Annotated in this window: 25 protein-coding genes, 1 tRNA gene and 1 riboswitch; of the genes, 15 read left to right on the top strand and 11 right to left on the bottom strand. The window is 68.8% G+C overall.

What is annotated here, in order from left to right; genetic code table 11:
- Positions 1 to 53 precede the first annotated feature (53 nt).
- From E3O39_RS06780 to pstB, 6 genes are all read left to right on the top strand, one after another.
- A complete protein-coding gene (locus E3O39_RS06780; protein ID WP_134450016.1) occupies positions 54 to 2,228 on the top strand; it encodes an RNA degradosome polyphosphate kinase in 2,175 nt (724 codons plus the stop codon).
- A complete protein-coding gene (locus E3O39_RS06775) occupies positions 2,225 to 3,175 on the top strand; it encodes an NUDIX domain-containing protein (protein ID WP_134450015.1) in 951 nt (316 codons plus the stop codon). The genes E3O39_RS06780 and E3O39_RS06775 overlap by 4 nt, the downstream gene beginning before the upstream one ends.
- 158 nt (positions 3,176 to 3,333) lie before the next feature.
- Positions 3,334 to 4,431 carry a phosphate ABC transporter substrate-binding protein PstS gene (gene pstS / locus E3O39_RS06770; RefSeq protein ID WP_134450014.1) on the top strand — a complete coding sequence of 366 codons (1,098 nt, stop codon included), beginning with the start codon at positions 3,334 to 3,336 and terminating at the stop codon, positions 4,429 to 4,431.
- Between the two features lie 162 nt (positions 4,432 to 4,593).
- Complete coding sequence (gene pstC / locus E3O39_RS06765; protein WP_134450013.1) at positions 4,594 to 5,538, top strand: phosphate ABC transporter permease subunit PstC; 945 nt, start codon at positions 4,594 to 4,596, stop codon at positions 5,536 to 5,538.
- A complete protein-coding gene (pstA, locus tag E3O39_RS06760) occupies positions 5,538 to 6,638 on the top strand; it encodes a phosphate ABC transporter permease PstA (RefSeq protein ID WP_134450012.1) in 1,101 nt (366 codons plus the stop codon). The genes pstC and pstA overlap by 1 nt, the downstream gene beginning before the upstream one ends.
- A gap of 37 nt (positions 6,639 to 6,675) precedes the next feature.
- Complete coding sequence (gene pstB / locus E3O39_RS06755; RefSeq protein ID WP_134450011.1) at positions 6,676 to 7,455, top strand: phosphate ABC transporter ATP-binding protein PstB; 780 nt, start codon at positions 6,676 to 6,678, stop codon at positions 7,453 to 7,455.
- A gap of 30 nt (positions 7,456 to 7,485) precedes the next feature.
- Here pstB and E3O39_RS06750 read toward each other — a convergent pair whose 3' ends face one another.
- The 4 genes from E3O39_RS06750 to E3O39_RS06735 form a co-directional block, all read right to left on the bottom strand.
- Positions 7,486 to 8,373, bottom strand: coding sequence for an aminodeoxychorismate lyase (locus tag E3O39_RS06750; RefSeq protein ID WP_134450010.1), 888 nt, complete (start codon positions 8,371 to 8,373; stop codon positions 7,486 to 7,488).
- Between the two features lie 20 nt (positions 8,374 to 8,393).
- Positions 8,394 to 9,299, bottom strand: coding sequence for an anti-sigma factor domain-containing protein (locus E3O39_RS06745; RefSeq protein WP_134450009.1), 906 nt, complete (start codon positions 9,297 to 9,299; stop codon positions 8,394 to 8,396).
- Positions 9,296 to 9,880 (bottom strand): sigma-70 family RNA polymerase sigma factor, encoded by a 585-nt coding sequence (locus tag E3O39_RS06740; RefSeq protein ID WP_241975328.1) that lies wholly within the window; start codon positions 9,878 to 9,880, stop codon positions 9,296 to 9,298. Before E3O39_RS06740 ends, E3O39_RS06745 begins: the two co-directional genes overlap by 4 nt.
- 201 nt (positions 9,881 to 10,081) lie before the next feature.
- Positions 10,082 to 10,726, bottom strand: coding sequence for a DNA-directed RNA polymerase subunit beta (locus tag E3O39_RS06735; protein ID WP_134450007.1), 645 nt, complete (start codon positions 10,724 to 10,726; stop codon positions 10,082 to 10,084).
- Positions 10,727 to 10,870: 144 nt separating this feature from the next.
- On the opposite strand from E3O39_RS06735, the gene E3O39_RS06730 reads away from it, so the two are divergent.
- The 3 genes from E3O39_RS06730 to E3O39_RS06720 all read left to right on the top strand — a co-directional run bounded on the left by E3O39_RS06730 (position 10,871) and on the right by E3O39_RS06720 (position 12,572).
- Positions 10,871 to 10,943, top strand: a tRNA-Lys gene (locus E3O39_RS06730).
- Positions 10,944 to 11,011: 68 nt separating this feature from the next.
- Positions 11,012 to 11,710, top strand: coding sequence for a TetR/AcrR family transcriptional regulator (locus E3O39_RS06725; RefSeq protein WP_134450006.1), 699 nt, complete (start codon positions 11,012 to 11,014; stop codon positions 11,708 to 11,710).
- Positions 11,711 to 11,813: 103 nt separating this feature from the next.
- Positions 11,814 to 12,572, top strand: a complete 759-nt coding sequence (locus E3O39_RS06720) for an SDR family oxidoreductase (RefSeq protein WP_134450005.1) — start codon at positions 11,814 to 11,816, stop codon at positions 12,570 to 12,572.
- On the opposite strand, the gene E3O39_RS06715 is transcribed toward E3O39_RS06720, so the two are convergent.
- The gene (locus E3O39_RS06715) at positions 12,569 to 13,543 is read right to left on the bottom strand and encodes a GGDEF domain-containing protein (protein WP_166787423.1); all 975 of its coding nucleotides are present in this window, start codon (positions 13,541 to 13,543) and stop codon (positions 12,569 to 12,571) included. The genes E3O39_RS06720 and E3O39_RS06715 overlap by 4 nt on opposite strands.
- A 113-nt stretch (positions 13,544 to 13,656) precedes the next feature.
- Between E3O39_RS06715 and E3O39_RS06710 the strand changes: the two genes are divergently transcribed.
- The 3 genes from E3O39_RS06710 (at position 13,657) to E3O39_RS06700 (ending at position 15,831) form a co-directional block, all read left to right on the top strand.
- Positions 13,657 to 14,040, top strand: coding sequence for a hypothetical protein (locus E3O39_RS06710; protein ID WP_134450003.1), 384 nt, complete (start codon positions 13,657 to 13,659; stop codon positions 14,038 to 14,040).
- 43 nt (positions 14,041 to 14,083) lie between these two features.
- Positions 14,084 to 15,250: a cation:proton antiporter gene (locus E3O39_RS06705; RefSeq protein ID WP_134450002.1), complete on the top strand. Its 1,167-nt coding sequence runs from the start codon at positions 14,084 to 14,086 to the stop codon at positions 15,248 to 15,250.
- 119 nt (positions 15,251 to 15,369) lie between these two features.
- Positions 15,370 to 15,831, top strand: coding sequence for a hypothetical protein (locus E3O39_RS06700; RefSeq protein WP_134450001.1), 462 nt, complete (start codon positions 15,370 to 15,372; stop codon positions 15,829 to 15,831).
- A 112-nt stretch (positions 15,832 to 15,943) separates the two neighbouring features.
- Here the strand turns inward: E3O39_RS06700 and E3O39_RS06695 are convergent, their stop codons facing one another.
- Genes E3O39_RS06695 through E3O39_RS06685 form a run of 3 tightly spaced genes read right to left on the bottom strand, consistent with a single transcriptional unit; the run spans position 15,944 to position 19,070 of the window.
- On the bottom strand, positions 15,944 to 17,284 hold the full coding sequence (locus tag E3O39_RS06695; protein WP_134450000.1) for a DUF445 domain-containing protein: 1,341 nt from the start codon (positions 17,282 to 17,284) through the stop codon (positions 15,944 to 15,946).
- A gap of 10 nt (positions 17,285 to 17,294) precedes the next feature.
- Positions 17,295 to 18,233: an aldose 1-epimerase family protein gene (locus tag E3O39_RS06690; RefSeq protein WP_134449999.1), complete on the bottom strand. Its 939-nt coding sequence runs from the start codon at positions 18,231 to 18,233 to the stop codon at positions 17,295 to 17,297.
- 9 nt (positions 18,234 to 18,242) lie between these two features.
- Complete coding sequence (locus E3O39_RS06685) at positions 18,243 to 19,070, bottom strand: DeoR/GlpR family DNA-binding transcription regulator (protein WP_134449998.1); 828 nt, start codon at positions 19,068 to 19,070, stop codon at positions 18,243 to 18,245.
- A 97-nt stretch (positions 19,071 to 19,167) separates the two neighbouring features.
- On the opposite strand from E3O39_RS06685, the gene galT reads away from it, so the two are divergent.
- Entirely contained in the window at positions 19,168 to 20,328 is a 1,161-nt protein-coding gene (gene galT / locus E3O39_RS06680) for a galactose-1-phosphate uridylyltransferase (RefSeq protein ID WP_134449997.1), read from the top strand.
- Complete coding sequence (gene galK, locus E3O39_RS06675) at positions 20,325 to 21,485, top strand: galactokinase (protein WP_134449996.1); 1,161 nt, start codon at positions 20,325 to 20,327, stop codon at positions 21,483 to 21,485. Before galT ends, galK begins: the two co-directional genes overlap by 4 nt.
- A 99-nt stretch (positions 21,486 to 21,584) precedes the next feature.
- Here galK and E3O39_RS06670 read toward each other — a convergent pair whose 3' ends face one another.
- Positions 21,585 to 22,073 (bottom strand): YbaK/EbsC family protein, encoded by a 489-nt coding sequence (locus tag E3O39_RS06670; RefSeq protein WP_134449995.1) that lies wholly within the window; start codon positions 22,071 to 22,073, stop codon positions 21,585 to 21,587.
- A gap of 165 nt (positions 22,074 to 22,238) precedes the next feature.
- Between E3O39_RS06670 and E3O39_RS06665 the strand changes: the two genes are divergently transcribed.
- The gene (locus E3O39_RS06665; RefSeq protein ID WP_134449994.1) at positions 22,239 to 22,775 is read left to right on the top strand and encodes a gamma carbonic anhydrase family protein; all 537 of its coding nucleotides are present in this window, start codon (positions 22,239 to 22,241) and stop codon (positions 22,773 to 22,775) included.
- A gap of 145 nt (positions 22,776 to 22,920) precedes the next feature.
- On the opposite strand, the gene E3O39_RS06660 is transcribed toward E3O39_RS06665, so the two are convergent.
- Both E3O39_RS06660 and glyA read right to left on the bottom strand, forming a co-directional pair.
- Positions 22,921 to 23,802, bottom strand: a complete 882-nt coding sequence (locus E3O39_RS06660; protein ID WP_134449993.1) for a bifunctional methylenetetrahydrofolate dehydrogenase/methenyltetrahydrofolate cyclohydrolase — start codon at positions 23,800 to 23,802, stop codon at positions 22,921 to 22,923.
- Positions 23,803 to 23,970: 168 nt separating this feature from the next.
- Positions 23,971 to 25,269 (bottom strand): serine hydroxymethyltransferase, encoded by a 1,299-nt coding sequence (gene glyA, locus E3O39_RS06655; protein WP_134449992.1) that lies wholly within the window; start codon positions 25,267 to 25,269, stop codon positions 23,971 to 23,973.
- Positions 25,270 to 25,293: 24 nt separating this feature from the next.
- Positions 25,294 to 25,383, bottom strand: a riboswitch (ZMP/ZTP riboswitch).
- Positions 25,384 to 25,386 lie beyond the last annotated feature (3 nt).

Here is a 25,386-nt window from a genome sequence, read left to right as displayed (position 1 = left end):
CTGTTCACCCGGAACCGTCGCACCGGCAGGTCCTGCGGTGTCAGGATGGACTCATGGACGGCGAAAACATTCAGGACGAATCGGGTCTCGGAAGCGACTTCGATGACGATTTCGATCCCCTGACCGGCAAGGACGACCCGGAACTCCCCACCAACCGGTATCTCGACCGGGAATTGAGCTGGCTCGCGTTCAACCAGAGGGTGCTCGAACTCGCCGAGGACCCGCTGCTCCCGGTTCTCGAGCGCGCGAACTTCCTCGCCATCTTCTCGAGCAACCTCGATGAGTTCTTCATGGTCCGCGTCGCGGGACTCAAGCGCCGCATCCTGACCGGACTCGCCGTGCCGACGAACATCGGTACCGCACCGCAGGACGCCCTCTCCGACATCTCGGCGATGGCGCATGTGCTCCAGGACCGGCACGCCCGCGCCTTCCAGGACCTCGTCAGCCCGGCCATGATGGCCGCCGGCATCCACATCGCCACCTGGGACAGCCTCGACGAGGCCGACCACCGCTCGCTCCGCGACTACTTCTCCAACCAGATCTTCCCGGTACTGATGCCCCTCGCGGTCGACCCGGTGCATCCGTTCCCCTACATCTCCGGCCTCTCCCTCAACCTCGCCGTCCGGGTACGCAACTCGAAGACCGGCAAGCAGGAGTTCGCGAGGCTCAAAGTGCCGACGATGCTGCCGCGCTTCGTGCGCGTCGACCGCCGCGAGGGCTTCGACAACGTGCGCTTCATCATGCTCGAGGACCTCATCGCCAATCACCTCGGCGACCTGTTCCCCGGCATGGACATCCTCGAACACCACGTCTTCCGGGTCACCAGGAACGAGGACGTCGAGATCGAGGAAGACGAGACCGAGAACCTGATCAAGGCCCTCGAGAAGGAACTGCTGCGCCGCCGGTTCGGCCCGCCCATCCGCCTCGAGATCACCGAGGACATGGACGAGGTCACCCTCGGCCTGCTCGTGCGCGAACTCGACGTCACCGAGCAGGAGGTGTACCGGCTGCCCGCCCCGCTCGATCTCGGCGGACTGTTCGACCTGCGCGTCGACCGCCCGGACCTGCGCTACGTCAAGCATGTGCCGACCACGGCCGTTCAGCTCCTCGCGCCAGAGCCGAACGCCGAGCCCGACATCTTCAGCTCGATCGCGCGCCGCGACATCCTGCTGCACCACCCGTACGAGTCCTTCGCGACGAGCGTGCAGGCATTCCTCGAGCAGGCCGCCGCCGACCCCGACGTGCTCGCCATCAAGCAGACGCTGTACCGCACCTCCGGCGACAGCCCGATCGTCGAGGCTCTCATCGCTGCCGCCGAATCCGGCAAGCAGGTGCTCGCCCTCGTCGAAATCAAGGCCCGCTTCGACGAGCAGGCCAACATCTCCTGGGCACGCAAGCTCGAGAAGTCCGGCGTGCACGTCGTCTACGGCCTCGTCGGCCTCAAGACGCACTGCAAGCTCGCCCTCGTCGTGCGCAACGAGAACGGCGTGCTGCGGCACTACAGCCACATCGGCACCGGTAACTACAACCCGAAGACCAGCAGGCTCTACGAGGACCTCGGCCTGCTGACCGCGGACCCCCAGGTCGGCAAGGACCTGACCCGCCTGTTCAACGAGCTCTCCGGGTACGCGATCGAGAAGAAGTTCAAGCGGCTTCTCGTCGCGCCCCTGCACCTGCGTCGCGGGCTGTTGAAGGCGATCAACCAGGAGACGCAGGCCGCCCTCGACGGCAAGCCCTCCGGCATCCGCATCAAGGTCAACTCGATGGTCGACGAGGCCATCATCGACGCGCTCTACCGGGCCAGCCAGGCCAGGGTCCCCGTCGAGGTCTGGGTGCGCGGCATCTGCAGCCTCACGCCGGGCCTCCCCGGTGTCAGCGAGACGATCAAGGTGCGGTCGATTCTCGGCCGCTACCTCGAGCACTCCCGGATCTTCTCCTTCCACAACGGCGGGGACACCCAGGTGTACATCGGCAGCGCCGACATGATGCACCGCAACCTCGACCGACGCGTCGAGGCCCTTGTGCGCCTCGTCGACCCCGATCACCTCACGGAGATCGATGGGCTGTTCAACCGCGCCATGGACGACCGCACGGCATCCTGGTGGCTCGACAACACCGGCGAATGGACCCGCCACCACCTCGATGACTCCGGAAAGCCGCTCGACGACATGCAGGACCGATTGATGCAGCAGATCTCCCGACGCGTTCGGCCGACGGGTCGCCGATGAGTGCGGTCCTCCCGAACGGAGCGATCCACGCTGCCGGTGCGGTCTGCTGGCGCCTGATCGACGGCAAGATGAACGTCCTGCTCGTGCACCGCACGGTCTACGGCGACGTCACCATCCCCAAGGGGAAGGTCGACCCCGGCGAAACGCTGCCGCAGACGGCCGTGCGGGAGATCGAGGAAGAAACCGGACTCGCGGTCGCCCTGGGCGTGCCGCTCGGCGAATCGCGGTACTCGCTCGGAAACGGCAGGGAAAAGATCGTGCAGTACTGGGCAGCCGAGGTGCACCCCGAGGAGATCCAGCGCTCGACCTTCGTGCCGAACAGCGAGATCGCGGCTATCGAATGGGTCACGATCAAAAAGGCACGCAGCTACCTCAGCTACGCGCAGGACGTCGAGATCATCGACGCCTTCGCCGAACTCGTCGACAGGGGCGTGACGACGACCTTCGCCCTCATCGCCCTCCGGCACGGCAAGGCCGTCACCGGTTCAAGCTGGGCCGGCCCGGACAGCACCCGTCCCCTCACCGAACGCGGCGTCGCCCAGGCCGTCGAACTCGTGCCGACCGTGGCGGCGTGGCGCCCGCGCCGCATCGTTTCGAGCACGGCCACCCGGTGCATCACGACCGTCGCCCCGCTCGCGGCCGCGACAGGCATCCCGATCAAGCGCACGGAGCTCTTCAGCCAGGACGCCTTCGAACAGGGCGTAGCGGATGTCCGCGCCGGCATCGGCAAGCGCATCCGCTCCCGCAAGACCGCCGTCATCTGCAGCCACGGCCCGGTGCTGCCCGAGATCCTGCACGAGATCGCGCTCGCCACGGGGAGCACCTTCGGCCTCTACATCGAGGAGGCCTCCCACCTCGACATCGGATCGTTCTCCGTCGTGCACCTGTCCCGCGAGAACCCGAGCGCCGGGATCCTCGGCATCGAAACCTACCGACCGAGCGTCTGAGGGCCCGCCGGCCCGCCGAACAGCCCGTTCACGTTAACCTTCCGTTCATCTTCCGGAGGGGGTGTCGTTAAGCCGTCGGATTATCGTCTGACCGGGGCCAGCACCGGCCCCGCCCTGCAGTCAGTTTCACTGCTGTCAACCCTCGAAAGGGAAAATTCGTGAATCTCAAGCGTTTTGGCCGACCCGCAGTCATCGCCGTCGCCGCCGCTCTCGCACTGTCCTCGTGTGCCTCCAACGAAGCCGGAACCGGCTCGAGCACCACCGCAGCGACGACCAGCACCTTGACCGGAACGCTCACCGGCGCCGGCTCGTCCGCCCAGGGCTCCGCCCAGGAAGCCTGGATCGCAGCGTTCCAGACCTCCAACCCGAACGTCACGGTCAACTACGACCCGTCCGGCTCCGGCGCGGGCCGCTCCACCTTCATCGCGGGCGGCTCCGACTTCGCCGGCAGCGACTCCGCGCTCAACGACACCGAGCTCGCCGGAACGTTCGCGTCCTGCGCCGCCGGCGCCAAGGCCGTCGACCTGCCCGTCTACATCTCCCCGATCGCGGTCATCTTCAACGTCGCCGGCGTCACGGACCTCAAGCTCGACTCCGCAACCCTCGCGCACATCTTCCGCGGCGAGATCACGACCTGGAACGACCCGGCCATCGCCGCGCTCAACTCCGGCGTAACCCTTCCGGCAACGGCGATCACCGCCGTGCACCGCTCGGACGACTCGGGCACCACGAAGAACTTCACCGACTACCTCTTCCAGACCGCACCGACCGTGTGGACCGACAAGGCAGCCGACGCATTCCCGATCCAGGGCGGCGAAGGCGCCAAGGGCACCTCCGGTGTCGTTGACGCCGTGACCAACGGCGTCGGCACGATCGGCTACGCGGACGCATCCAAGGCCGGCAAGCTCGGCGTTGCGAAGATCAAGGTCGGCGACACCTTCGTCGGTTACACCGCGGAAGCCGCGGCCGCCGTCGTCGCCGAGTCCCCGCTCGTCACGGGCCGCGACGCGAGCGACCTCGCCATCAAGATCAACCGCACCACGACCGACGCGACGCACTACCCGCTCGTGCTGGTCAGCTACGCGGTCGTCTGCACCGAATACGCCAAGCCCGCCCAGGGCGAGCTCGTCAAGGCGTACGTGACGTACATGGCCAGTGCTGACGGCCAGAAGGTCGCCGCATCCGCCGGTGGCGCAGCGCCGCTCTCGACCGACCTGGCCGACAAGGTCGCCGCGGTTCTCGCGACCGTCAAGTAACACCCGTTTCACCGGCACGACCCGCACTACCAGCTCCACCGAAGTCTGCCCGGTCCGGGCCCGCGTCGTATCAGCGGCCCGGACCGGGCAGACTGGGGTGTACGGCCCCCGGACCGCGCATCGTTTTCGCTTCACCACCCGAACCTCAGGGAGACGCCCGGCATGACCTCCGTAGTTGCCCGCGATCGAATCCGCGCCCCCCAGCGTCCCGGCGATGTGATCTTCTCAACGGCGACCGTCGTCGCCGGCAGCCTGATCCTCGCCGTGCTCGCCGCCGTCGCCGGGTTCCTGCTCGTCCAGAGCCTGCCGGCCTTCGTCGCGGCACCCGCCGATTTCAGCGGCGGCTTCACCAACTTCTGGGCCTACGTCTGGCCGCTCGCCTTCGGCACGCTCTGGTCGGCACTGCTGGCCATGATCATCGCGATCCCGCTCGCGATCGGCATCGCCCTCTTCATCTCGCACTACGCCCCCCGGCGGATCGCCCAGGGCCTGGGCTACGTCATCGACCTCCTCGCCGCCGTGCCGTCCGTGGTCTTCGGCCTGTGGGGCATCGGCGTGCTGGCCCCGCTCGTCCAGCCGTTCTACGCGAACCTCGTCGACTGGTTCGGCTGGTTCCCGCTCTTCGCCGGACCGGTCTCCGGCACCGGGCGCACCATCCTCACCGTCGCCATCGTGCTCGCGGTGATGGTGCTTCCGATCATCACCGCACTCTGCCGGGAGATCTTCCTGCAGACTCCGGTGCTCTACGAGGAAGCCTCCCTCGCCCTCGGCGCCACCCGCTGGGAGATGATCTCAATGGCGGTGCTTCCCTTCGGCCGCTCCGGCATCATCTCCGCCTCGATGCTCGGCCTCGGCCGCGCCCTCGGCGAGACGATGGCGGTCGCGATGGTGCTCTCGCCGAGCCCGACGGTGCTCTTCCAACTGCTGACCTCGCAGAACCCGACGACCATCGCCGCGAACATCGCCCTGAACTTTCCTGAGGCGCACGGCGTCGGCGTGAACATCCTCCTCGCCACCGGCCTGATCCTCTTCGTCATCACCCTCGCGGTCAACATGATCGCCCGCTACATCATCAACCGCCGCAAGGCCTTCTCGGGAGCGAACTGATGAGCAGCACGACCGCCACCCGGGCCGCGAACACGCCCCAGGCCAACGCATACGCCGCCGGCAAGCTGCCGAGGAACTCCACGCTCTACGTCCTGCTGGCAAGCTGGATCGTCACCGGAGCGGTCTTCCTGGTGCTCCAGCTGTCGGGGGCCACCTCCGGCTTCAACATCGTCGGCACGGTCTTCTTCGGCACAGTGCTCTACTGCGTCGCCATCTACGCGCTCTCCTACGCCGTCGAAGGCGTGCGCCGGGCGAAGGACCGCCTCGTCACCGCCCTCGTCACCGCCGCCTTCGTGATCGCACTGCTGCCGTTGATCTCACTTGTCTTCACGACGGTCGTCAACGGGCTGCCGGCCTTCCTCACCCCGACGTTCTTCACCGAGTCGCAGCGCAACGTCGTCGGCGCGGGCGGCGGCGCCCTGCACGCCGTCATGGGCACCCTCGAGATCACCGGCGTCGCCACGCTCATCTCGGTGCCGATCGGCCTGCTCGCCGCTATCTACCTCACCGAGTACGGACGCGGCCGGCTGGCCCAGGCAATCACCTTCTTCGTGGACGTGATGACCGGCATCCCCTCGATCGTGGCAGGCCTGTTCGCCTTCGCCTTCTTCTCCCTGCTGTTCCAGGATGCGGGCATCCGCTTCGGCTTCGGCGGTGCCATCGCTCTCTCGGTGCTGATGATCCCGGTCGTGGTGCGCTCGAGCGAGGAAATGCTCAAACTCGTGCCGAACGAGCTGCGCGAGGCCGCATACGCCCTCGGCGTGCCGAAGTGGCTGACCATTCTCAAGGTGGTGCTTCCGACCTCGATCGCCGGCATCGTCACGGGAATCATGATCTCGATCTCCCGGGTCATCGGCGAGACGGCCCCGCTGCTGATCATCTCCGGCTTCACGGCGAGCATGAACTACGACCTGTTCAGCCAGCGGATGATGACCCTCCCGGTGTTCGTGTACACCCAGTACGCGAACCAGGGCACGGACACCCAGGCGTATCTCGACAGGGCCTGGGCCGGCGCACTCACCCTGGTGCTCATCGTCATGCTCCTGAACGGCCTCGCGAGGCTCATCGCCAGAATCTTCTCCCCCAAGCTCGGCCGCTAGGCTCCACCCGGCCGCTGGCCGCAACTCGAAGGATCACATGTCCAAGCGCATTGAAGTCAACGACCTCAACGTCTATTACAGCAAGTTCCTCGCTGTCGAAAACGTCACGCTGACGATCGAGCCCCGCACGGTGACCGCCCTGATCGGGCCGAGCGGGTGCGGTAAGTCCACCTTCCTCCGCACCCTGAACCGGATGCACGAAGTCATCCCGGGCGCCTACGTCACGGGCGAGGTGCTCATCGACGGCAACAACCTCTACGGCCCCGGCGTCGACCCGGTACTCGTGCGCCGCCAGGTCGGCATGGTGTTCCAGCGGCCGAACCCGTTCCCGACCATGTCGATCGGCGACAACGTCCTCGCCGGCGTGAAGCTCAACAACCGCCGCATCTCCAAGTCGGACGCGGATGCCCTCATCGAGAAGTCCCTCCAGGGCGCCAACCTCTGGAACGAGGTCAAGGACCGCCTCGACAAGCCAGGCTCGAGCCTCTCCGGCGGCCAGCAGCAGCGGCTCTGCATCGCCCGTGCGATCGCCGTGCAGCCCGACGTGATCCTGATGGACGAGCCGTGCTCGGCCCTCGACCCGATCTCCACCCTCGCGATCGAGGACCTCATCGAGGAGATGAAGGCCGAATATACGATCGTGATCGTCACGCACAACATGCAGCAGGCATCCCGGGTCTCCGACCGCACCGGCTTCTTCAACATCGCCGGCACCGGCAAGCCGGGCAAGCTCATCGAGTACAACGACACCACGACGATCTTCTCCAACCCGTCGGTGCAGGCGACCGAGGACTACGTCTCCGGTCGCTTCGGCTAAACCCGCGCCTGCCCCGACCGCTTCGGCGGTCTAGTCGGTGCGGCCGAGCAGGTACGCGTTGAAGACGCGGGTGCGCGGCAGGTCGGTCGCGAGCGGCAGGCCGTCGAGTTCGGTCACGGCCACGACCAGGCGGATGCTCGACAACAGCCAGACGGCATCCGCCGCCCGCAGCTCCGCGACCGTGATGTCGCGGTACTCCACCGGTTCGCCCTGCTCCCTGAGGTGCTCGAAGAGGCTCTGCTGGGTGGTGCCGTGCAGGATCGCACCGCTCGGCGCCGGCGTCACGTAGACGCCGTTCGAACGGATGACCACGCTCGACGTCGGGCCCTCCATGACGTAGCCGTCGTGCGTGAGGAAGATCGTGTCGTCGGCCCCACGGCGCCGCGCCTCGCGGAGGGCGGCCATGTTGATCGCGTAGCTGAGTGTCTTCGCACCCATCAGCAGCCACGGGGCGACCTCGGCGACCCCGCGCGGGTACCCGCGGTCGAGGGTGATCACCCGCACCCCGTTCTCGCGCGCGGCGGAGTGGTCCGGCGCGCGGGTCGCGTGCAGCCACGCGGTCGGTGCAGGCCCGGATTGGACGCCGCGGCTGAGTACGAACTTGAGGGCGAGCTCGCCCTCGTGCGGAACCCGCGCCACCGCGTAGGCGATGGCCTCTCGCCACTGCGCCGGGTTCGGCACCGGGAGGTCGCAGATCTCCGCCGAGTGCCTCAGGCGGGTGATGTGCGCCTCGACCTCCTGCGGGTGCCCGTCGACGACGCTGAGGGTCTCGAAGATGCCGTCACCGCGCTGGGTGCTCAGCTCCCCCACCCGGAGAGCCGGAGCGGCCGAATCCATCTCGTGGAAGGTGCCCGCAAAGTCCGCCTGGGCGGAATCGGCGGGCACCGGGTCGATCAGAAGGGTGAATGGCAGCGTCATGCCCCGAGCCTAGTTGCGGATCAGGAACTCTGGATGGCCACGATCGGCGTCGTGGTGGGTTGCTTCGAGCCGCCCTTGGGTTCCACGGTCATGCCGATCGTGTCGCCTGAGGTGAGGCTGCCGTCGAGGACCCGCCAGGCGGTTCCGCCGCTCGCGCTGACGCTCGTGTCGAGGAGACCGGCCGAGACCGCTCCCCCGGCTCCGATGTACCAGAGCTGGTAGTCCTTGTCGCCGGAAAGCGCAGGCAGGCCGTCGACGACGAGCGCCGAAAGGCTGCTCGTATCGGACCAGACCAGGGTGGCCTGGTGGCCGTCCGCGGTCGTCGCCGAGGCGCGCTGCACGTCGGGTGCCGCGTTGAGCTGGGCGAGGGATGCCGCCTGCTGGGCCGCGAAGGAATCGGACGTGCCCGAGGTGCCGGCCAGTCCCAGGCCGACGAAGGTACCGCCGATGAACAGGGCGACCGCAGCGGCCGCAGCGGCCAGCAGGCTCGCGGGGCGCTGGAACCAGCGCTTTCTGGCCCGCTCTGCTGCGCTCGCGCCGGAAACCGAGCGGCTGCCCGCGCCGGCTGCGGACGGGGGAACGGGCGGGACGGCGGCGAGGCCGGGAGCCGCGGGGGCGGCATCCGCTGCCGGTGCTGTTGTCCGGGTGCTCGCCGGCCCGGCGAGGGGGGCGAGTTGCGGGGTCGAGGAGAGTTTCGCCATCAGCGAGGCCTTGAGGGCGGCTGAGGGCTGCACGGGGGCGGTCGCGAGACCCAGGGCCACCGCCGTGTCGCTCAGTTCGGCGGACTCGATTCGGGCCTCTTCGGAGGACTCCAGGTGCGCCTCGAAGGCGGCGCGCTCCCTGGCCTCGAGGGCGTTGAGCGCGTAGGCGCCGGACAGCTCGCCGGGGTTGCGCTCCGGGGTGCCGGTGTTCTCGGTGCCGGTCATGATGCCACGCCCAGTTCGTCGCGAAGGCGGATGAGCCCGTCCCTGAGCCTCGTCTTCACGGTCCCGAGCGGGATATGCAGTTGGGCGGCGACTTCGCTCTGGCTGAAGCCCCCGTAGTAGGCAAGACTGATCGCCTGGCGTTGCAGTTCGGTCAGTCTGGACATCGCCTTCTCCACCCTTTCATGCTCGATTCGTGTTTCTACGGTCTCGGACACGTCGTCGTAGGCAACCGCGAGGTCGCGGATGCCGATCTTCGTGTCCCGGTCGCGGCCGGCCTGCGACGACCTGATCCGGTCGACCGCACGACGGTGCGCCATGGTCATGATCCAGGTGGAAGCCCCGCCACGCGCCGGCTCGTACCGCGTCGCCGATTGCCAGATCTCCAGGAAGATCTCCTGGGTCACTTCTTCCGACTGGGCGTGGTCGATGAGCAGGCGCTTGACCAGACCGAGCACCCGAGGGGCCATCTGGTCGTACAGTTCCCCGAAGGCCGCCTGGTCGCCAGTGGCGACCCGGGTAAGCAGCTCCTCTTTTGAGGGAGGCGCTGTCGACTCGGTGTCAGCGGCGAAGTCAGCAGTCATGAGAACCAGCATGTCAGGTCTTATCCCGTTCCATGACTAGTGTTCGGCGCCGAACACGAAATGGATTGGTCAGAAAAGGCTGAAGGCCGGGCCGCAGAACGCCTCTCGGCGCGAGGCCGCTCAGAGCGGCGAATATTGGAGCCCGGGGTTACTGCGGCCCGACCAGCATCCAGTGTAAACGACGAGGACGGATGTTTATTCCTAGTCGAGCGAATCGCTGCGCCACAACCGGGCGCACGATCCGAACTCCTGGGCCGTCGTCGAGAACCGCAGGGCGCGAGTGGTCAGCTCTGAGGCGCGGGACACCCCCGATGCGGCGAGTTCCGTCGCGTCAAGGTCGTCGGCGACACTCGCGCATCCGCTTGCGATGACCCGGCAGAACGCCGCGGCACGGTCGAGCGCGACGGCGAAGTCGCCCGTGAAGATGCCGCGGAGGATCTGGTCGGCGAGGGCGATGATCTCAGCGGGTCCGGTCGGCGCGGCGGCTCCGGCGATGACGGGGTCGATCGCCACGGTGACCTCGGTGCCGCGCTGGTAGAGGAACGACGTGCCTTCAGGATCCTGGCGGATGAGCAGGCGGACGAGGTAGATCCGCCAGAGCGCGCCGGGCAGGCTGCGCGGCGTTGCGCGCGACCACAGCTCGGCGACCGCGTCGATACCGTGTTCGTCGGTGTACGCGACGAGGCGCTCGACGACCTCGGGATCGGGGTCGTTCCGCACCCGGGCGAGCAGTGCATGAGCGGTCTCGTGCGCGACGCGGCTGATTGCCGCCGGATCCTGGCCACCCTCGAAGGATTCGAACTTGCTGCCCGAGAACTGGGTGGGCTTGTGGAAGTCCTCTGCCAATCGAATCCTCCGTGTCTCGTGCGTGACTCGTGCGTGTTGGGTGCGTGTCTGGTGGGGCCTCGCGGGGCGAATCCGTCCGTGAGGGGACCCTCCCCACGGTACCCAGAAAAACCTTGCCCGAATCCACGGTAGATTATTTACCGCGGGCCTCTAGCTCAGTTGGTAGAGCAAAGGACTTTTAATCCTTGGGTCGTCGGTTCGAGCCCGACGGGGCCCACTCTTGTGTTAGCAGCAGTATGTGCGCAGCGGTTGCGGTGATAACACTCTCGTGTTAGCGTCAGTCACATGAGCACACGATCAGTGATAATCGACGCGACGGCCGAGTTGCTGGCGCAGTCCCCTGGCGGGGACATCTCGACGCGCGCCGTGTGCGAAGCGGCGGGAGTGCAGCAACCGGTCATCTACCGGCTGTTCGGCGACAAGGAGGGCCTGCTCGCGGCCACGGTCGATCAGGTCTGGGACCAGTACCTGGGCATGAAGCGCGCAGCCGAGGAATCCGCCGATCCGTTGAGCGACCTGCGGGCCGGCTGGGACAGCCACAATGCGTTCGCCCTCGCCCAGCCGAACGCCTACCGGCTCCTGTTCGGGTCAGGATCCGTCGCCAAGGCGGAATCAGCGAACGAAGCCATGCGACTCCTCCAGAGCGTGCTCGAACGCCTGGCCGCGCAGGGACGGCTGCGCGTTGCTCCTGAGATCGCGGCACGGGTGGTGATGGCGGCGAATACCGGAGTCGCTCTCGCCCTGATCCTCCGCCCTGCGCTCTATCCCGACCCGGCCATTTCGTCGATGATGCGTGACATCGTCCTCGGCGGGCTGGTATCCGACACCGCGCCCGCTCCGGACGCCGGCGAATCCGCCCGCATTGCGGCGATCACCCTCCGCACGAGCCGTCCCACCCTGCCCCCTGCTCTCTTCACGGGCCGCGAGGCCGGGCTGCTCGACGAATGGCTGGAGCGCATCCAGTCCTCGTCGCCCTCCGACTGACAGCCAGCCCCACCGCAGGTCTTCAGGCGTCCCGCCGGGGCGTCATCCGTCGCGCCCGAAACAGGGCGCGCACCACCGCAGTGCAACAGAAAGCGAATCCCCCATGAGTACCATCGGCACCAGTCCCACCATCCAGGGCTCCCGGGTCGCCCTCGTCACCGGCGGGTCCGGCGGCATCGGACGCGCCGTCGTCGAGCGACTTGCAGACGACGGCTTCGCCCTCGGCGTGCACTACGCCGGCAACCAGGCGAAAGCCGATGAGACCGTCGCCGCGGTCAAGGCCGCGGGCGGCCGCGCCATCGCGATCGGCGGCGACGTCGCCGACGAGGGAGCCATGTCGGCCGCGTTCGACGCGGTGGAGGCGGAGTTCGGCGGGATCGACGTCGTCGTGAACACGGCAGGCATCATGCTCCTCTCGCCGATCGCGACCCTCGACCTCGCCGACCTCGACCGGATCTACCGCACCAACATCCGTGGCACCGTCGTGATCTCCCAGCAGGCGGCCCGCCGGGTCCGCCCGGGCGGAGCGATCATCAACTTCTCCACCTCCGTCACCCGCACCCAGTTCCCCGGCTACGGCGCCTACGTGGCGAGCAAGGCCGCGGTCGAGAGCATCACGCTCATCCTCGCCCGTGAACTGCGCGGCAAGGACGTGACCGTCAACGCGGTCGCCCCCGGCCCGACCGCGACCGCCCTGTTCCTGAACGGCAAGGACGAGGCCACGATCACGAACCTCGCCGCGGCCGTCCCCCTGGAAAGGCTCGGCCAGCCCACCGACATCGCCGAGACCGTCGCGTTCCTCGCCGGCCCCGCCCGCTGGGTCAACGGCCAGGTCATCTTCACCAACGGCGGGCTCGCCTAGCCCCCGCTGACTCCCATGCGGCCGCTCCGTTTGCGCCGCTTCTCGGCATAGAGCTCCTGGTCCGCGCGCTCGCGGATGCTGTGGGCGTCATCTCCGGGGCGGGCTTCTGCCAGTCCCGACGACCAGTCCAGACCGCCCGGTGCGGAGATCCGCGCGAGCATCTCCCTGGCCTGCTCCACCGTCGTGGACGTCATCAGCAGCAGGAACTCATCACCGCCCAGGCGCACGACCGAGTCATAGGGTCGCGTGTTGCGTCTCAGGCAGCCCGCGAAGGCCACCAGCACGCGATCCCCTTCCGCATGCCCGTGCTCGTCGTTGAGGCGTTTGAAGTCATCGAGATCGAGAATCGCGACGGTCATCGGTTGCCCGGTACGCGTTCCCCTGGCGAGCTCGAGGTCGAGACGGGCATCCAGCCCCGACCGGTTCAGGACGCCGGTGAGCGGGTCGGTGGTGATCTCCCGGTCGAGCTTGGCCCGCAGATACCCAGCGGCCTCCCGGCAGAAGAGCGACGCGAGAGCCAGGTTGACCCAGGTGATCTGGACGGCGTCGAAGGGATTCACGGCGAGCGCGATGCCGGAGGCCCCGAACGCGAATCCGACCGCCAGTCGCGACACGAACGGACGGTAGAACCAGCCGAGATAACAGGCGAACATCGGGTAGAGCACCAGGTTGTTCACCGACAGGATCGGGGCAGTCGAGACCGCCATCTGCAGCGCGGTCACCGCGAAGAACACGAGGGTTCCCGCGAGCCCGACCCAGCGCGGGAAGCGGGCTCCGAACGCGACGGGCAGCGCGGAGACGACGGCGGCCACGAGGGTCCAGAGCCAGGTCCACAGCGAGCCGAGCCCGCCCCCTGCCGAGGTCGCAGCATCCACCAGGCCGCTGATGACGATGACGAAGCCGGCGGCCGACGTGACGTAGGCGAACGGCGGGATCAGCGAGGCCGCCGTTGGACCGCTCTCTCGCCGCACGTGTCTTCTCCCGATCCTCAGGCCATCGGCCCGAGCCGCTCGAATGGGCACACCCATTCGTACTACGCTCAGGCTATCGCCCCACCAACGGATGCCCGGCACGAGGAGTCGCAATGCCCAGGAAGGTCAAGTGGCTCGAGGAGCCCATCCCGGAGAACTACCCGAAGGCGGCCGACTACCTGCGGTTGCTCGTGAACGAGCACGCGGTCGAGGCGACCTCGCTCGCCCTCGAGGCAGCGCCCATCACCTTCCACAAGGCCAAGGACATCCTGCGCGCCGCCGGTCTCCCCCTGCTCACGCCGGAGAACCCGCACGTCGCCAATTACCTCAGGCTGATCCGCGAGGGTCGCCGGCTGGGCCCGATCCTGCTCGTGCGCGGCAATCTGCCTGCCGCGGTTCCGCTGCACATCGCGGATGGCTACCACCGCGTCTGCGCGACGTACCTCACGAACGAGAACACCGACATCCCGGTTCAGCTGGCGGACCTGACGCTCTAACCGCGCCCATGGTGCACTGCCGGTTGCCTGTCCGGACACCCCGATGACGTTCCAGACCCTTGCGATCATCTCCCTGGTCGGCCTGCTCGGCCCGCTGCTGGCGACCCCGCAGCGCTGGCGGGTTCCGGTCATGCTCGGCGAGCTCCTCGCTGGAATCCTCGTCGGCCGCACCGGGCTCGGACTCGTCGACTCGAGCGATCCGACCCTGACCCTGCTCGCTGACGTCGGGTTCGCACTGATCATGTTCGTGGCAGGCACCCACGTTCCGGTGCGTGATGCCGGTATACGTTCGGCGCTCGGCAAGGGCACGGCCAGGGCCGGTCTGGCCGCCGGCATCGCGATCGTGCTCGGCGTGGCGACGGCGGTGCTCTTCGGTACCGGCCATGCGCCGCTGTACGCGGTGCTGCTCGCGTCGTCGTCTGCGGCGCTCGTGCTGCCGGTGATCGACTCGCTGAAACTGACCGGCCCGTCGGTGCTGCAGGTGACCGCGCAGGTCGCGATCGCCGACGTCGCTGCGATCGTCGCCCTGCCGATCGTGATCGACCCGGCCAATGCAGGCTCGGCCGCGCTCGGCGCCACAGCGGTCGCGGCATCCGCGGCGCTGCTGTATCTCGTGCTGTCGCGACTCGAGAAGAATGGCGCCCGGCTCCGACTGCACCGGGTGTCCGAGGACCGCAAGTTCGCCCTCGAACTGCGGGTGCAGCTGACGATCCTGTTCGCGTTCGCCGCCCTCGCGGTGGTGAGCCACGTCTCGATCATGCTCGCCGGGTTCTCCTTCGGGCTGGCCGTCGCGATGGTCGGAGAGCCGAGGCGCCTCGCCCGGCAACTGTTCGCGATCGCCGACGGCTTCCTCGGGCCGCTCTTCTACGTGTGGCTCGGCGCCTCGCTCAACGTGCTCGACCTCCTGACCCGGCCCGGAATGGTCCTGCTCGGTCTCGTCCTCGGTCTCGGCGCCGTCGTCGCGCATGCCTCGGCCCGGCTGCTCGGCCTGCCACTGCCGTACGGTCTGCTTGCGGCCGCCCAGCTCGGCGTGCCGGTTGCGGCGGCGACGATCGGGACCCAGCTGAAGCTGCTTGCGCCTGGCGAGGCGGCCGCTCTGATCCTCGGCGCCCTGATCACGATCGGTGTCGCGACCGTGGCTGCGGGCGTCGCCTCCAGGAGGCAGGCCGGGCGACCGCCCGGGGAATTCTCGGGGAGCACACAGCGTTGACACGGTCAGCACTCGGGCTCAGCCGCCAGACTTGTCGCTCCGCAGTCGCGCCACGCGCGCTGCGGGCACACAGCGGAGCGGGAGCTGCGGGGTGACGCGACAATTCAAGGAGGTCGCACGTGGAAAGAATTAACGAAGAAGTCGAGACCGAAACCGGCACCATCGAAAAGTACCGCCGGCACGCGAACGGACGCGGACTGGTCTCCGGCGGGGCGCGGGTCGATCCGTCCGCCTTCATCTCCGGAACGGCATACGTCGAGAGCGGAGCCAAGGTGGGTGCGGAGGCCTGGATCGGACCGGGCAGCTGGATCGACCACAACGCCCTTGTCGGAGCGCGGGCCTTCATCGGCCAGAACGTGCACGTCGGCGTCGACGCCGTGATCGGCGCGGCCGCCCGTCTCGGAAGCCACTCCCGGATCGGAGACGGCGCCCGGGTACAGAGCGGAGCCGTCGTCGACCGTGACATCCGGATCCCGCAGGGCGGCATCGTGACCGCCGCGGCACGCGCGCAGGCACGACCGACCGGGACGCGGCATCCGCTCGATACGGAAGCGCCGACCCGCTTGCGCCGCGCCGCCTGAGCAGCCACCGTGACCGGGCGAGGCCCCGACCGGGTGATACCGGTCGGGGCCTCGCCGCGTCGGGCCACGGAGGCTCCGCTCTGCTCTGGTGTACTTTGCTTAGACGCTCGGCTTAGAGGAGGGTGACGGCGGCCTGGGCGACGGCGAAGATCGCGAGCCCCGCAAGAGAGCCGACGACGGTGCCGTTGATCCGGATGTACTGGAGGTCGCGTCCGACCTGCAGCTCGATCTTCTCGCTCGTCTCCGCGGCATCCCAGCGTTCGACCGTCTCGGTGATGACACCGGCGATCTCGTCCCGGTAGGTCCGCACGAGGTACGTGACCGAGTCGGCGATCCAGCGATCGATGCGCCCTCCGAGCGCGCCGTCGCCGGCGAGCCGCTCGCCCACCTCGATCACGGTCGCACGGATGCCGTCCCTCAGGTCGCTCGACGGGTCGCCGAGCGACGCCACGAGGGACACCTTCACGGCCTCCCAGGTCTCGCTCGCAAACTCGCGCAGGCGGGCGCTGTCCAGGAGCTCGAGCTTCAGGGTCTCGACCCGGTTGATCATCGCCGGGTCGTGCTCGAGGTCGTCGGCCAGCTCGACGAGGTAACGGTCGATGGCCTCGCGAAGCGGATGCGCGGCATCCGCCCGTACGGCGGCGACGAACCCGAGTACCTCGCGGTGCGCCCTGTCGTCGACGAGGCGGTCGACGAAGCCGGGGAGCCAGCCGGGCAGCCGAGCGGACACGGCCTTTCCGAAGGCCTCCGGGTGGGCTTCGAGCCAGGCCTCCGCGCGATCCAGGAGCAGGTCGACGACCGCGTGCTGCTGCCCGGAGGCGAGCAGGCGCGCGCCGACCCTGCCGATCGGCGGCGCCCACTCCGGACGCACGAGGTGATCGCGCGCCACGGTCTCGATGAGGTCCTTGATCGCGTCGTCGCTCAGGAGAGTGAGCAGCCCGGTGCCGGCGACGGAGATCTCCTCGGTGAGCCTGCTGGCGTTGTCTGGCTGCTTCAACCAGGTGCCGAGTCTCCTGGACACCCCGATCGAGTCGAGCTTGCCGCGGACGACCTGCTCGGAGAGGAAGTTGGTGCCCACGAATTCGCCGAGGCTCGCGCCGATCTCGTCTTTGCGGCTCGCGATGATGTTGGTGTGCGGGATGCGCAGGCCGAGCGGATACCGGAACAGCGCGGTCACGGCGAACCAGTCGGCGAGGGCGCCGACCATGCCGCCCTCGGCGGCGGCCCTGACGTAGTGCAGTGCGGGAATACGATCCTGCAGCGCAAACGAGACCGCGAAGACGAGCGCCATCAGGAGGAGCAGCGCGAGGGCGAGCCGCTTCATCCTGACCAGCGCCACCAGCCGGGCCGCGTCTGCGGGGCTAAGCACGGCGGTACGGCGCCGCCTGGTGCCGCGGGGCTTCGGCCGACCGGGTGTCGACCGGCCCGGCGTCGGTTCGCGCGTCAGCGCCATGGATGCGAGCCTAGGCCTGGAATCCGGTCGGGCGGATGGCCCATCGCACGGTCCAGGACTCGTCCGGCGCGAGCCAGCGGAGGCCGGCCCCCGAGTTGAAGGCGTCGGCGGGCGCGGTCATCGGCTCGATCGCGACGGCGCGGCCGGGCATGGGGCTCGCGCCATCGCTCGCCGTGACGGGAAACTCGGTCGGGGTGAAGACCTGCACGTACCGCATGTTCTCGTCGCCCCAGACGGTGACCCTGCGGCCGTCCGGAGCGGTGAGCGAGTGCTCGCGTCCGGCGCCGCCGAAGGCGTCGTCGAGCGCGAGATCGGCGACGCGCACACCGGCACGGAGGTCGTAGCCTGTGCCGCCGACCGGGGTGTCGACACCGGTCGGGTTGAGCCGGGCATCCACTTCGAGGTGCGTGTCCGCGTCGACGCGCAGCACGAGGTCCTCTGTGGGGACGTCGCCGATCTTGAGGTACGGGTGCACGCCGATGGCCACGGGGGCGTTCTCTGTGCCGACGTTGTGGACGGTGTGGGTGACCTCGAGGCCCGTGTCGGTGAGGGCATAGGTCACGCTCGTGTCGAGCTGGAACGGGAAGCCGGACTGGGGGAACACGGTCGCGGCGAGGGTCACCGCCGCAGCGTCCCGCTCGACGAGGCGATACGGGGTGAAGCGGAGGAGTCCGTGAATGGCGTTGTTCAGGAGGGGCTCGGTGATGCTGAGCTGCTGCCTGTCCTCGCCGTGCCGCCAGATCCCGTCGCGGATGCGGTTGGGCCACGGCACGAGCACGATGCCCGCGGACATCGGCGGCTCGACCGCCGCAGCGAAGGTCTCCACGAGGTCTATGCCGTTCAGGGCATAAGCCCGGATCCCGGCGGCGACCTCGGTGATCGTCGCCGTGGCCCGCCCGTCCGGGGTCTCGTGTGTCAGTTCGTACTGGGTTCCGGTGGCTGCGCGCATGGGACCAGCCTATTCGCCCTGGAGCACGGTGAGTCCGGCCTCGCGGAGCCGGGCCAGCGCATCGGGGTGCGCTGCGGCATCCGTCAGCAGGGAATCGAAGGCATCGAGGGGGCCGACCCTGCCGAGGTGCACCCGGCCGAGCTTGGAGCCGTCCGCGACCACGATCGCCCGGGTCGCCGCCTGGAGCATGAGGGTCTTGACGCCGGCTTCCGGCAGGTTGATGTTCGTGACCCCGCCTCCCGCGTCGACGCCGTTGCAGCCGATGAAGGCGAGGTCGGCGTGGACCTGGCTGAGCACGGTCGCGGCGAGCGGCTCGACGAGGGAGTGCTGCAACGGCCGGAGCGAACCGCCCGTGACGATCACCGTGAAGCGCGGGATGGCGGGCTCGAGCTCGAGGGCGATGCTGAGCCCGTTGGTGATCACGACGACGTCGCTCAGCTCGGAACGGGCGAGCAGGGCACGGGCGATGGCGAGGTTGGTCGTGCCGACGTCGAGGATCACGCTCTGCCCGCTCACGACGAGGGATGCGGCGAGCGCCCCGATCTGCTGCTTCGGTATCACGGATGCCCCGAGCGACTCTTCGAAAGAGGGCTCTGTGTCCGCGGCGAGCGTCGACCCCTGGGCCAGCGCGGGCACCGCTCCCCCGTGCACCCGGTGCACGAGCCCCTCCGTCTCGAGGGCGTCGAGGTCGGCGCGCGCGGTGACCCCGGACACACCGAAGGCCTCGCGCAGCTCACTCACCCGCACGAAGCCGCGCTCGTCGACGAGCCGGCGGATCTGCTCCCTGCGCTGGTGCTGCGGGAGCAGCTCGCGGTCTGCCGGCGTCTCGAATGTCATAACCCTATCTTCGCTTACTTTCTTTTAGTTATCAATTAGAAACTGCTGGTTTCGGTTGCGCAGATCCGCTAACGTGGTGAGGGTTATGGACACCGTCATGGATAGCGCAGGCTTCGTCGCCGCACCCGGAATCACCCGTCACCACCACACCCTGGCCGACGGCCGGGACCTCATCTACTTCGACGACCCGGATACGCGGCTCTCGCCCGAACGCGCCGCCGATACCCGCCAGCTCGACCCGCGCCCGCCGACGGCGAGCATGCGCCAGGACCCGCTCAGCGGCGAATGGGTCTCGATCGCGTCTGCACGCCAGAACCGGGTGTTCCTGCCGCCGGCGAACCTCGACCCGCTCGCGCCGTCGACGCCGGAGAACCCGAGCGAGGTACCGAGCAACTACGACGTCGCCGTGTTCGAGAACAAGTCGCCGTCCTTCGGGCCCTTGCTCACCGACGCGAACGCGCCGGCAGGGCTCGCCGAGCTCTCCGAGATCGGCCTCGGGCGCACCCGCACCTCGGTCGGGCGCTGCGAGGTCGTCTGCTTCAGTCCCGAGAACGAGGGCTCCTTCGCGAGCCTCTCCGTCACCCGGGCCCGCACCGTGATCGAGGCATGGGCCGAACGCACCCACGTGCTCTCGCAGCTCCCGGGCATCCAGCAGGTGTTCCCCTTCGAGAACCGCGGCGAGGCGATCGGCGTGACGCTGCGGCATCCGCACGGCCAGATCTACTCGTACCCGTACGTCACCCCACGTACCCAGCGCGTGATCGCGTCGCTCGAAACCTACGGTCCCACTCTCTTCGCCGACGTGCTCGCGAGCGAACAGGCCGCCGACCGGGTCATCATCCGCGGCGAGCACTGGACCGCGTTCGTGCCCTTCGCGGCCCGCTGGCCCATCGAGGTGCACATGCTGCCGCACCGCCAGATCCCCGACTTCGCGGCGACGAGCCTCGCCGAACGCGACGAACTCGCGGTGCTCTACCGGCGGCTCCTGCGCGGCATCGACGCGATCTATTCGACGCCGACACCGTACATCGCGGCGTGGCACCAGGCCCCCGTGCACACCCACCGGGACGACATCCGCCTGATGCTGCAAGTCACGAGCCCGCGCCGGGCAGAGGACAAGCTGAAGTATCTCGCCGGATCGGAGGCTGCGATGGGTGCGTGGATCGGCGACGTCACTCCCGAGCAGGCGGCTGCGGGCATCCGTGCCGCCGTCGAACGGTCGATGGCCGCGGATGCCGCGAGCGAGGCCCGCGCATGAGCGCCCTCGATTCCGCAGCGACCGCAGGTTTCGCCAAGCGCTTCGCCGGCGAGCCGGACGGCCTCTGGTCGGCGCCCGGACGGGTGAACCTGATCGGGGAGCACACCGACTACAACGACGGCTTCGTGCTGCCGTTCGCGATCGACCGGCGCACCGTGATCGCGCTGGCTGCGAGGAGCGACCGGCTGATGCGGGTGGCGAGCTCGTTCTCCGACGAGATCGTCGAGGTCTCCCTCGACGGGCTGACCCCCGACATCCTCGCGGGCTGGTCGGCGTACCCGCTCGGAGTCGCCTGGGCGCTCGGCGAATTCGGGGCGCCGCTGTCGACGGTGGCCGGTTTCGACGTGTACATCGTCTCGGACGTGCCGATCGGGGCCGGCCTGTCGTCGTCGGCGGCGATCGAGAGCGCGATCGCGGTCGCCCTCAACGACGTCTGGGGGCTCGGCTTCGACCGGCGCACCCTCGCCCGGGTGGGCCAGCTCGCCGAGAACCGCGCCGTCGGGGCGCCGACGGGCATCATGGACCAGTCCGCCTCCCTGCTCGGAGAGAAGGACTCCGCGGTCTTCCTCGACTGCCGCACGCTCGAGTCCGAGGTCGTTCCGCTCGGCTTCGACGCGGCGGGACTCGAGCTGCTGATCATCGACACGAAGGTGAGCCACGAGCACTCGACGGGCGGGTACGCCTCGCGCCGGGCATCCTGCGAACTCGGCGCCCGGCTGCTCGGCGTCGACTCGCTCCGCGACCTCGGGGTCGTCGACCTCGCGCGGGCCGCTGAGCTGCTCGACGACGAGACGTTCCGCCGGGTGCGGCACGTGATCACCGAGAACCAGCGGGTGCTCGACACCGTGCGCACGCTGCGCGAGTCCGGCCCGTCCGCGATCGGCGCGCTTCTCGACGCCTCGCACACCTCGATGCGCGACGACTTCGAGATCTCGGTTCCCGAACTCGACCTCGCGGTCGTCGCGGCGCGCGGCGCGGGTGCCGTCGGCGCGCGGATGACGGGAGGCGGCTTCGGCGGTGCCGCGATCGCGCTCACGCCGCACGAGCTGATCCCCGCGGTCACCGCTGCGGTCCGGTCCGCGTTCGCGGATGCCGGGTTCGGCGCCCCGGACACCTTCGTGGTGCGCGCGGCCGACGGCGCCGGCCGCGAGGGCTGACCCCTCCCCGGCTTCCCCTTCCTGCACATCGGTCCGGCCGCTGCGGCGCTTTCAGTAGAACACTGGGCGGCGCGGCAGCCGGCCCGGAACCTGCAGGAGTTATGCCGATTCGGGCGGGATGACGGGCGTGGCCGTTCCTGCAGTGATGCGGAGCAGTTCGGCAAAGCTGGTCGGGAAGACGGTGTGGGCGTGGCCGGCAGCCGCCCACACTTCGGGATACCCGTCCAGGTCCACGTCGACAAGGGTGCGGAGCGGCCGCGGGTGCCCGACCGGCGCAACGCCGCCGATGACCTGCCCGGTCGCGCTCTTGACGAGTTCCTTCGACGCCCGGCCGATCGTGCCGCCGAGCCTCTCGCCAAGCCACTGCGTGTCGACGCGGTGAGCTCCAGAGGTCAGCACGAGCAACGGCTCGCCGTCGAGGGTGAAGACGAGGGAGTTGGCGATCGCGCCCGGCTCGATGCCGAGGGCGTCGGCGGCCTGCTGCGCGGTCGTCGCCGCCTCATCGAGCCAGCGGATGTCCGGCGCGAGCCCGAAGGCGGCGAGCGCCTCCCGCACGCGGTCGACGGCGGGGTGTGCGGTGCTCACCATCGCGCCAGCCTATCCCGTCCCGAATTCAGGAGTTGCGGCCCGTTTCGGGTCGCACAAGCGCTTTCCCGGGGCCAGGACTGCTCAACTCCTGAATTCGGCGCAGGCCACTTCTGGAGTTGAGACAGGGGAAGGGCGCGGGACGGATGCCGCACTAGGCTGGCGCGTATGACTGCAGACAGCGCCGCCCGCATCATCACTCTTCCCGACCGGCCGGGGCCGAGCATCGCGGACTCCGCGTTCGTCGCCCCTGGTGCGGTGCTCGTGGGGCATGTGATCCTCGCCGAACACGCAAGCGTCTGGTACAACTCGGTGCTGCGCGCGGAGGTGGAACCGATCCGGATCGGGGCAGGCTCGAACCTGCAGGACAACGTCTCCTGCCACGTCGACCACGGTTTCCCGCTCATCGTGGGCCGGGACGTGTCCGTCGGGCACGGCGCGGTGCTGCACGGCTGCGTCGTCGAGGACGGCGCCCTGATCGGCATGAAGGCGACCGTGCTCAACGGCGCCGTGATCGGGACGGGTTCCCTCGTCGCGGCCGGGGCCGTCGTGCTGGAGGGCACGATCGTGCCGTCGTACTCGCTCGTCGCGGGGGTCCCGGCCAAGGTGCGCCGGCCCCTGACGGATGCCGAGGTCGCGGGCATCCGCCAGAACGCCGCGAATTACCTCGACCACGCCGCCCTGCACACCGCCGCCCTCGCCTGACCCGCCCGGGACGGCCGGGCCGGTTCCGTGAGGTGTCGCATATCGACGTTAAACGTCGACGCGAAGGTCGATATGCGACACCTCAGCGATCACGCGAGCGTTTCCCGGGGGCGACGCGGCGGGTGCTGGGAAGCGCGGGGCTGGGCTAGAGCAGGGCGCGCTCGGCGGCCTTGACCACGTTGCCGAGCAGCATGGCGCGGGTCATCGGTCCGACGCCGCGGGGGTTCGGGGAGAGGTAGCCTGCGACCTCTGCGACGTCGGGGTGCACGTCGCCGGTGAGGACGCCCTTGCCGGTGACGGGGTCGACCAGGCGGGTGATGCCGACGTCGAGAACTGCGGCGCCCGGCTTGATCCAGTCAGCCTGGACCAGGTGCGGCACACCGACCGCGGCCACGACGATGTCCGCGCGGCGGACCTCCTCCGGCAGGTCGACCGTGCGCGAGTGGGTGAGGGTGACGGTCGCGTCGAGGCCCTTGCGGGTGAAGAGCAGGCCGAGCGGCCTCCCGACGGTGAGCCCGCGGCCGATCACGACGACCTTGCGGCCGACGATCGGCACATCGTAGCGGCGTAGCAGCTCGACGATCCCGGCCGGCGTGCACGGCAGCGGCGAGCTGAGCTTGCCTTCGATGCCGAGGACGAGCCTGCCGAGGTTGGTCGGGTGCAGGCCGTCCGCGTCCTTGGCCGGGTCGATCAGTTCGAGCATGGCGTTCTCGTTGTGGCCGACGGGAAGCGGCAACTGGATGATGTAGCCGGTGACCTCGCGGCTGGAGTTCAGGTCCTTGATCGCGGCGCGGACATCCGCGGTCGTCGCCGATGCGGGCAGGTCGATGCGGATCGACTCGATGCCGACTTCGGCGCAGTCGCGGTGCTTGCCCGCGACGTACGAACGTGAACCCGGGTCATCGCCCACGAGCAGGGTGCCGAGCCCGGGAACGATCCCGTGCGCACGCAGCTCGGTGACACGGGCGATGAGTTCGGTCTTCACGGCGGACGCGGTCGCGACTCCGTCGAGGGTGATTGCCGTCATGCGTGATCCAATCGTTTGGTGCTTTCGAGCGCGGTTGACCCCCGCGTTCGCCGAACCAATTCGACGGAGTTTCTGGTCGAAAACCCCGAAAACGGGCTTCCCACGTGCGTGTTTCCCAAAAACTCCGTCGAATTCGTCAGGGGGTGGTGGTGCAGGATGCGGCGTGCGCTACTGGTGCAGGCCGGGGTACAGCGGGAAGGCCTCGGTGAGCGTCTTGACCCGGGCGCGGAGCGCCTGCACGTCGGCGCCGGGCTTGAGGGCCTCAGCGATGACGTCGGACACGACGGTGAACTCGGCGTCGCCGAAGCCGCGGGTCGCGAGGGCGGGCGTGCCGATCCGCAGGCCGCTCGTGACCATCGGCGGGCGCGGGTCGAACGGCACCGAGTTGCGGTTGACCGTGATGCCGACCTCGTGGAGGGCGTCCTCGGCCTGCTGTCCGTTGATCTCGGAGTGGCGCAGGTCGGCGAGCACGAGATGCACGTCGGTGCCGCCGGTGAGCACGTCGACGCCGGCGGCGCGCGAGTCGTCTGCCGTCAGGCGGGCGGCGAGGATGCTGGCCCCGCGCAGGGTGCGCTCCTGGCGTTCCTTGAATTCCGGCTCGGCCGCGAGCTTGAACGCGGTCGCCTTGGCGGCGATGACGTGCATGAGCGGACCGCCCTGCTGCCCGGGGAACACGTTCGAGTTGAGCTTCTTCGCGAGCGCGGTGTCCCGGGACAGGATGAAGCCGGACCGGGGGCCGGCGAGGGTCTTGTGCACGGTCGAGGACACGACGTCGGCGTGCGGCACCGGTGACGGGTGCAGGCCGGCGGCGACGAGCCCGGCGAAGTGCGCCATGTCGACCCAGAGCAGGGCGCCGACCTCGTCGGCGATCGCGCGGAACGCGGCGAAGTCGAGGTGGCGGGGGTATGCGGACCAGCCGGCGATGATGACCTTCGGCTTGTGCTCGAGGGCCTTGTCGCGGACGACGTCCATGTCGACGAGGAAGGTGTCCGGGTCGACGCCGTACGCGACCGGGTTGTAGAGCTTGCCGGAGAAGTTGAGCTTCATCCCGTGGGTGAGGTGGCCGCCGTGGGCGAGCTCGAGGCCGAGGATGGTGTCGCCGGGCGTTGCGATCGCGGAGAGCACAGCGGCGTTCGCGGTGGCACCGGAGTGCGGCTGCACGTTCGCGTACGCTGCGCCGAAGAGGGACTTGGCCCGCGCGATCGCGAGCTCCTCTGCGACGTCGACGAACTCGCATCCGCCGTAGTAGCGACGCCCCGGGTAGCCCTCGGCGTACTTGTTGGTGAGCACGGAGCCCTGCGACTGCAGGATGGCGCGCGGCACGAAGTTCTCGCTCGCGATCATCTCGAGGTAGTCGCGCTGGCGACCCAGTTCGAGTTCGAGGACGGCGGCGATCTCGGGGTCGACGACCTCGAGCGGCTCGTTGAAGGTGGAATGCAGCGTGGTACCAGGCACAGATTCGGACACGGGTCTCCTCAGACTTGAATTAATCGTCGTGGCCCAGGCGTGCGGCCACTAACCGTGTCAGTCGCTCCCCGATGGTGACCCATCTTTCGTGCTACGCCAGTTGCGACACGCAAATCC

It is taken from the genome of Cryobacterium sp. MDB2-A-1, from assembly GCF_004402675.1.
Lineage (GTDB): Bacteria > Actinomycetota > Actinomycetes > Actinomycetales > Microbacteriaceae > Cryobacterium > Cryobacterium glucosi.
This window is presented reverse-complemented; position numbering and strand designations above follow the sequence as displayed.

Coding starts and splice junctions, on each gene's coding strand:
- E3O39_RS06780 (WP_134450016.1), top strand. CDS start 54: ATGGACGGCGAAAACATTCAGGACGAATCGGGTCTCGGAAGCGACTTC.
- E3O39_RS06775 (WP_134450015.1), top strand. CDS start 2,225: ATGAGTGCGGTCCTCCCGAACGGAGCGATCCACGCTGCCGGTGCGGTC.
- pstC (WP_134450013.1), top strand. CDS start 4,594: ATGACCTCCGTAGTTGCCCGCGATCGAATCCGCGCCCCCCAGCGTCCC.
- pstA (WP_134450012.1), top strand. CDS start 5,538: ATGAGCAGCACGACCGCCACCCGGGCCGCGAACACGCCCCAGGCCAAC.
- pstB (WP_134450011.1), top strand. CDS start 6,676: ATGTCCAAGCGCATTGAAGTCAACGACCTCAACGTCTATTACAGCAAG.
- E3O39_RS06750 (WP_134450010.1), bottom strand. CDS start 8,373: ATGACGCTGCCATTCACCCTTCTGATCGACCCGGTGCCCGCCGATTCC.
- E3O39_RS06745 (WP_134450009.1), bottom strand. CDS start 9,299: ATGACCGGCACCGAGAACACCGGCACCCCGGAGCGCAACCCCGGCGAG.
- E3O39_RS06740 (WP_241975328.1), bottom strand. CDS start 9,880: ATGACTGCTGACTTCGCCGCTGACACCGAGTCGACAGCGCCTCCCTCA.
- E3O39_RS06725 (WP_134450006.1), top strand. CDS start 11,012: ATGAGCACACGATCAGTGATAATCGACGCGACGGCCGAGTTGCTGGCG.
- E3O39_RS06720 (WP_134450005.1), top strand. CDS start 11,814: ATGAGTACCATCGGCACCAGTCCCACCATCCAGGGCTCCCGGGTCGCC.
- E3O39_RS06710 (WP_134450003.1), top strand. CDS start 13,657: ATGCCCAGGAAGGTCAAGTGGCTCGAGGAGCCCATCCCGGAGAACTAC.
- E3O39_RS06705 (WP_134450002.1), top strand. CDS start 14,084: ATGACGTTCCAGACCCTTGCGATCATCTCCCTGGTCGGCCTGCTCGGC.
- E3O39_RS06695 (WP_134450000.1), bottom strand. CDS start 17,284: ATGGCGCTGACGCGCGAACCGACGCCGGGCCGGTCGACACCCGGTCGG.
- E3O39_RS06690 (WP_134449999.1), bottom strand. CDS start 18,233: ATGCGCGCAGCCACCGGAACCCAGTACGAACTGACACACGAGACCCCG.
- E3O39_RS06685 (WP_134449998.1), bottom strand. CDS start 19,070: ATGACATTCGAGACGCCGGCAGACCGCGAGCTGCTCCCGCAGCACCAG.
- galT (WP_134449997.1), top strand. CDS start 19,168: ATGGATAGCGCAGGCTTCGTCGCCGCACCCGGAATCACCCGTCACCAC.
- galK (WP_134449996.1), top strand. CDS start 20,325: ATGAGCGCCCTCGATTCCGCAGCGACCGCAGGTTTCGCCAAGCGCTTC.
- E3O39_RS06670 (WP_134449995.1), bottom strand. CDS start 22,073: ATGGTGAGCACCGCACACCCCGCCGTCGACCGCGTGCGGGAGGCGCTC.
- E3O39_RS06665 (WP_134449994.1), top strand. CDS start 22,239: ATGACTGCAGACAGCGCCGCCCGCATCATCACTCTTCCCGACCGGCCG.
- E3O39_RS06660 (WP_134449993.1), bottom strand. CDS start 23,802: ATGACGGCAATCACCCTCGACGGAGTCGCGACCGCGTCCGCCGTGAAG.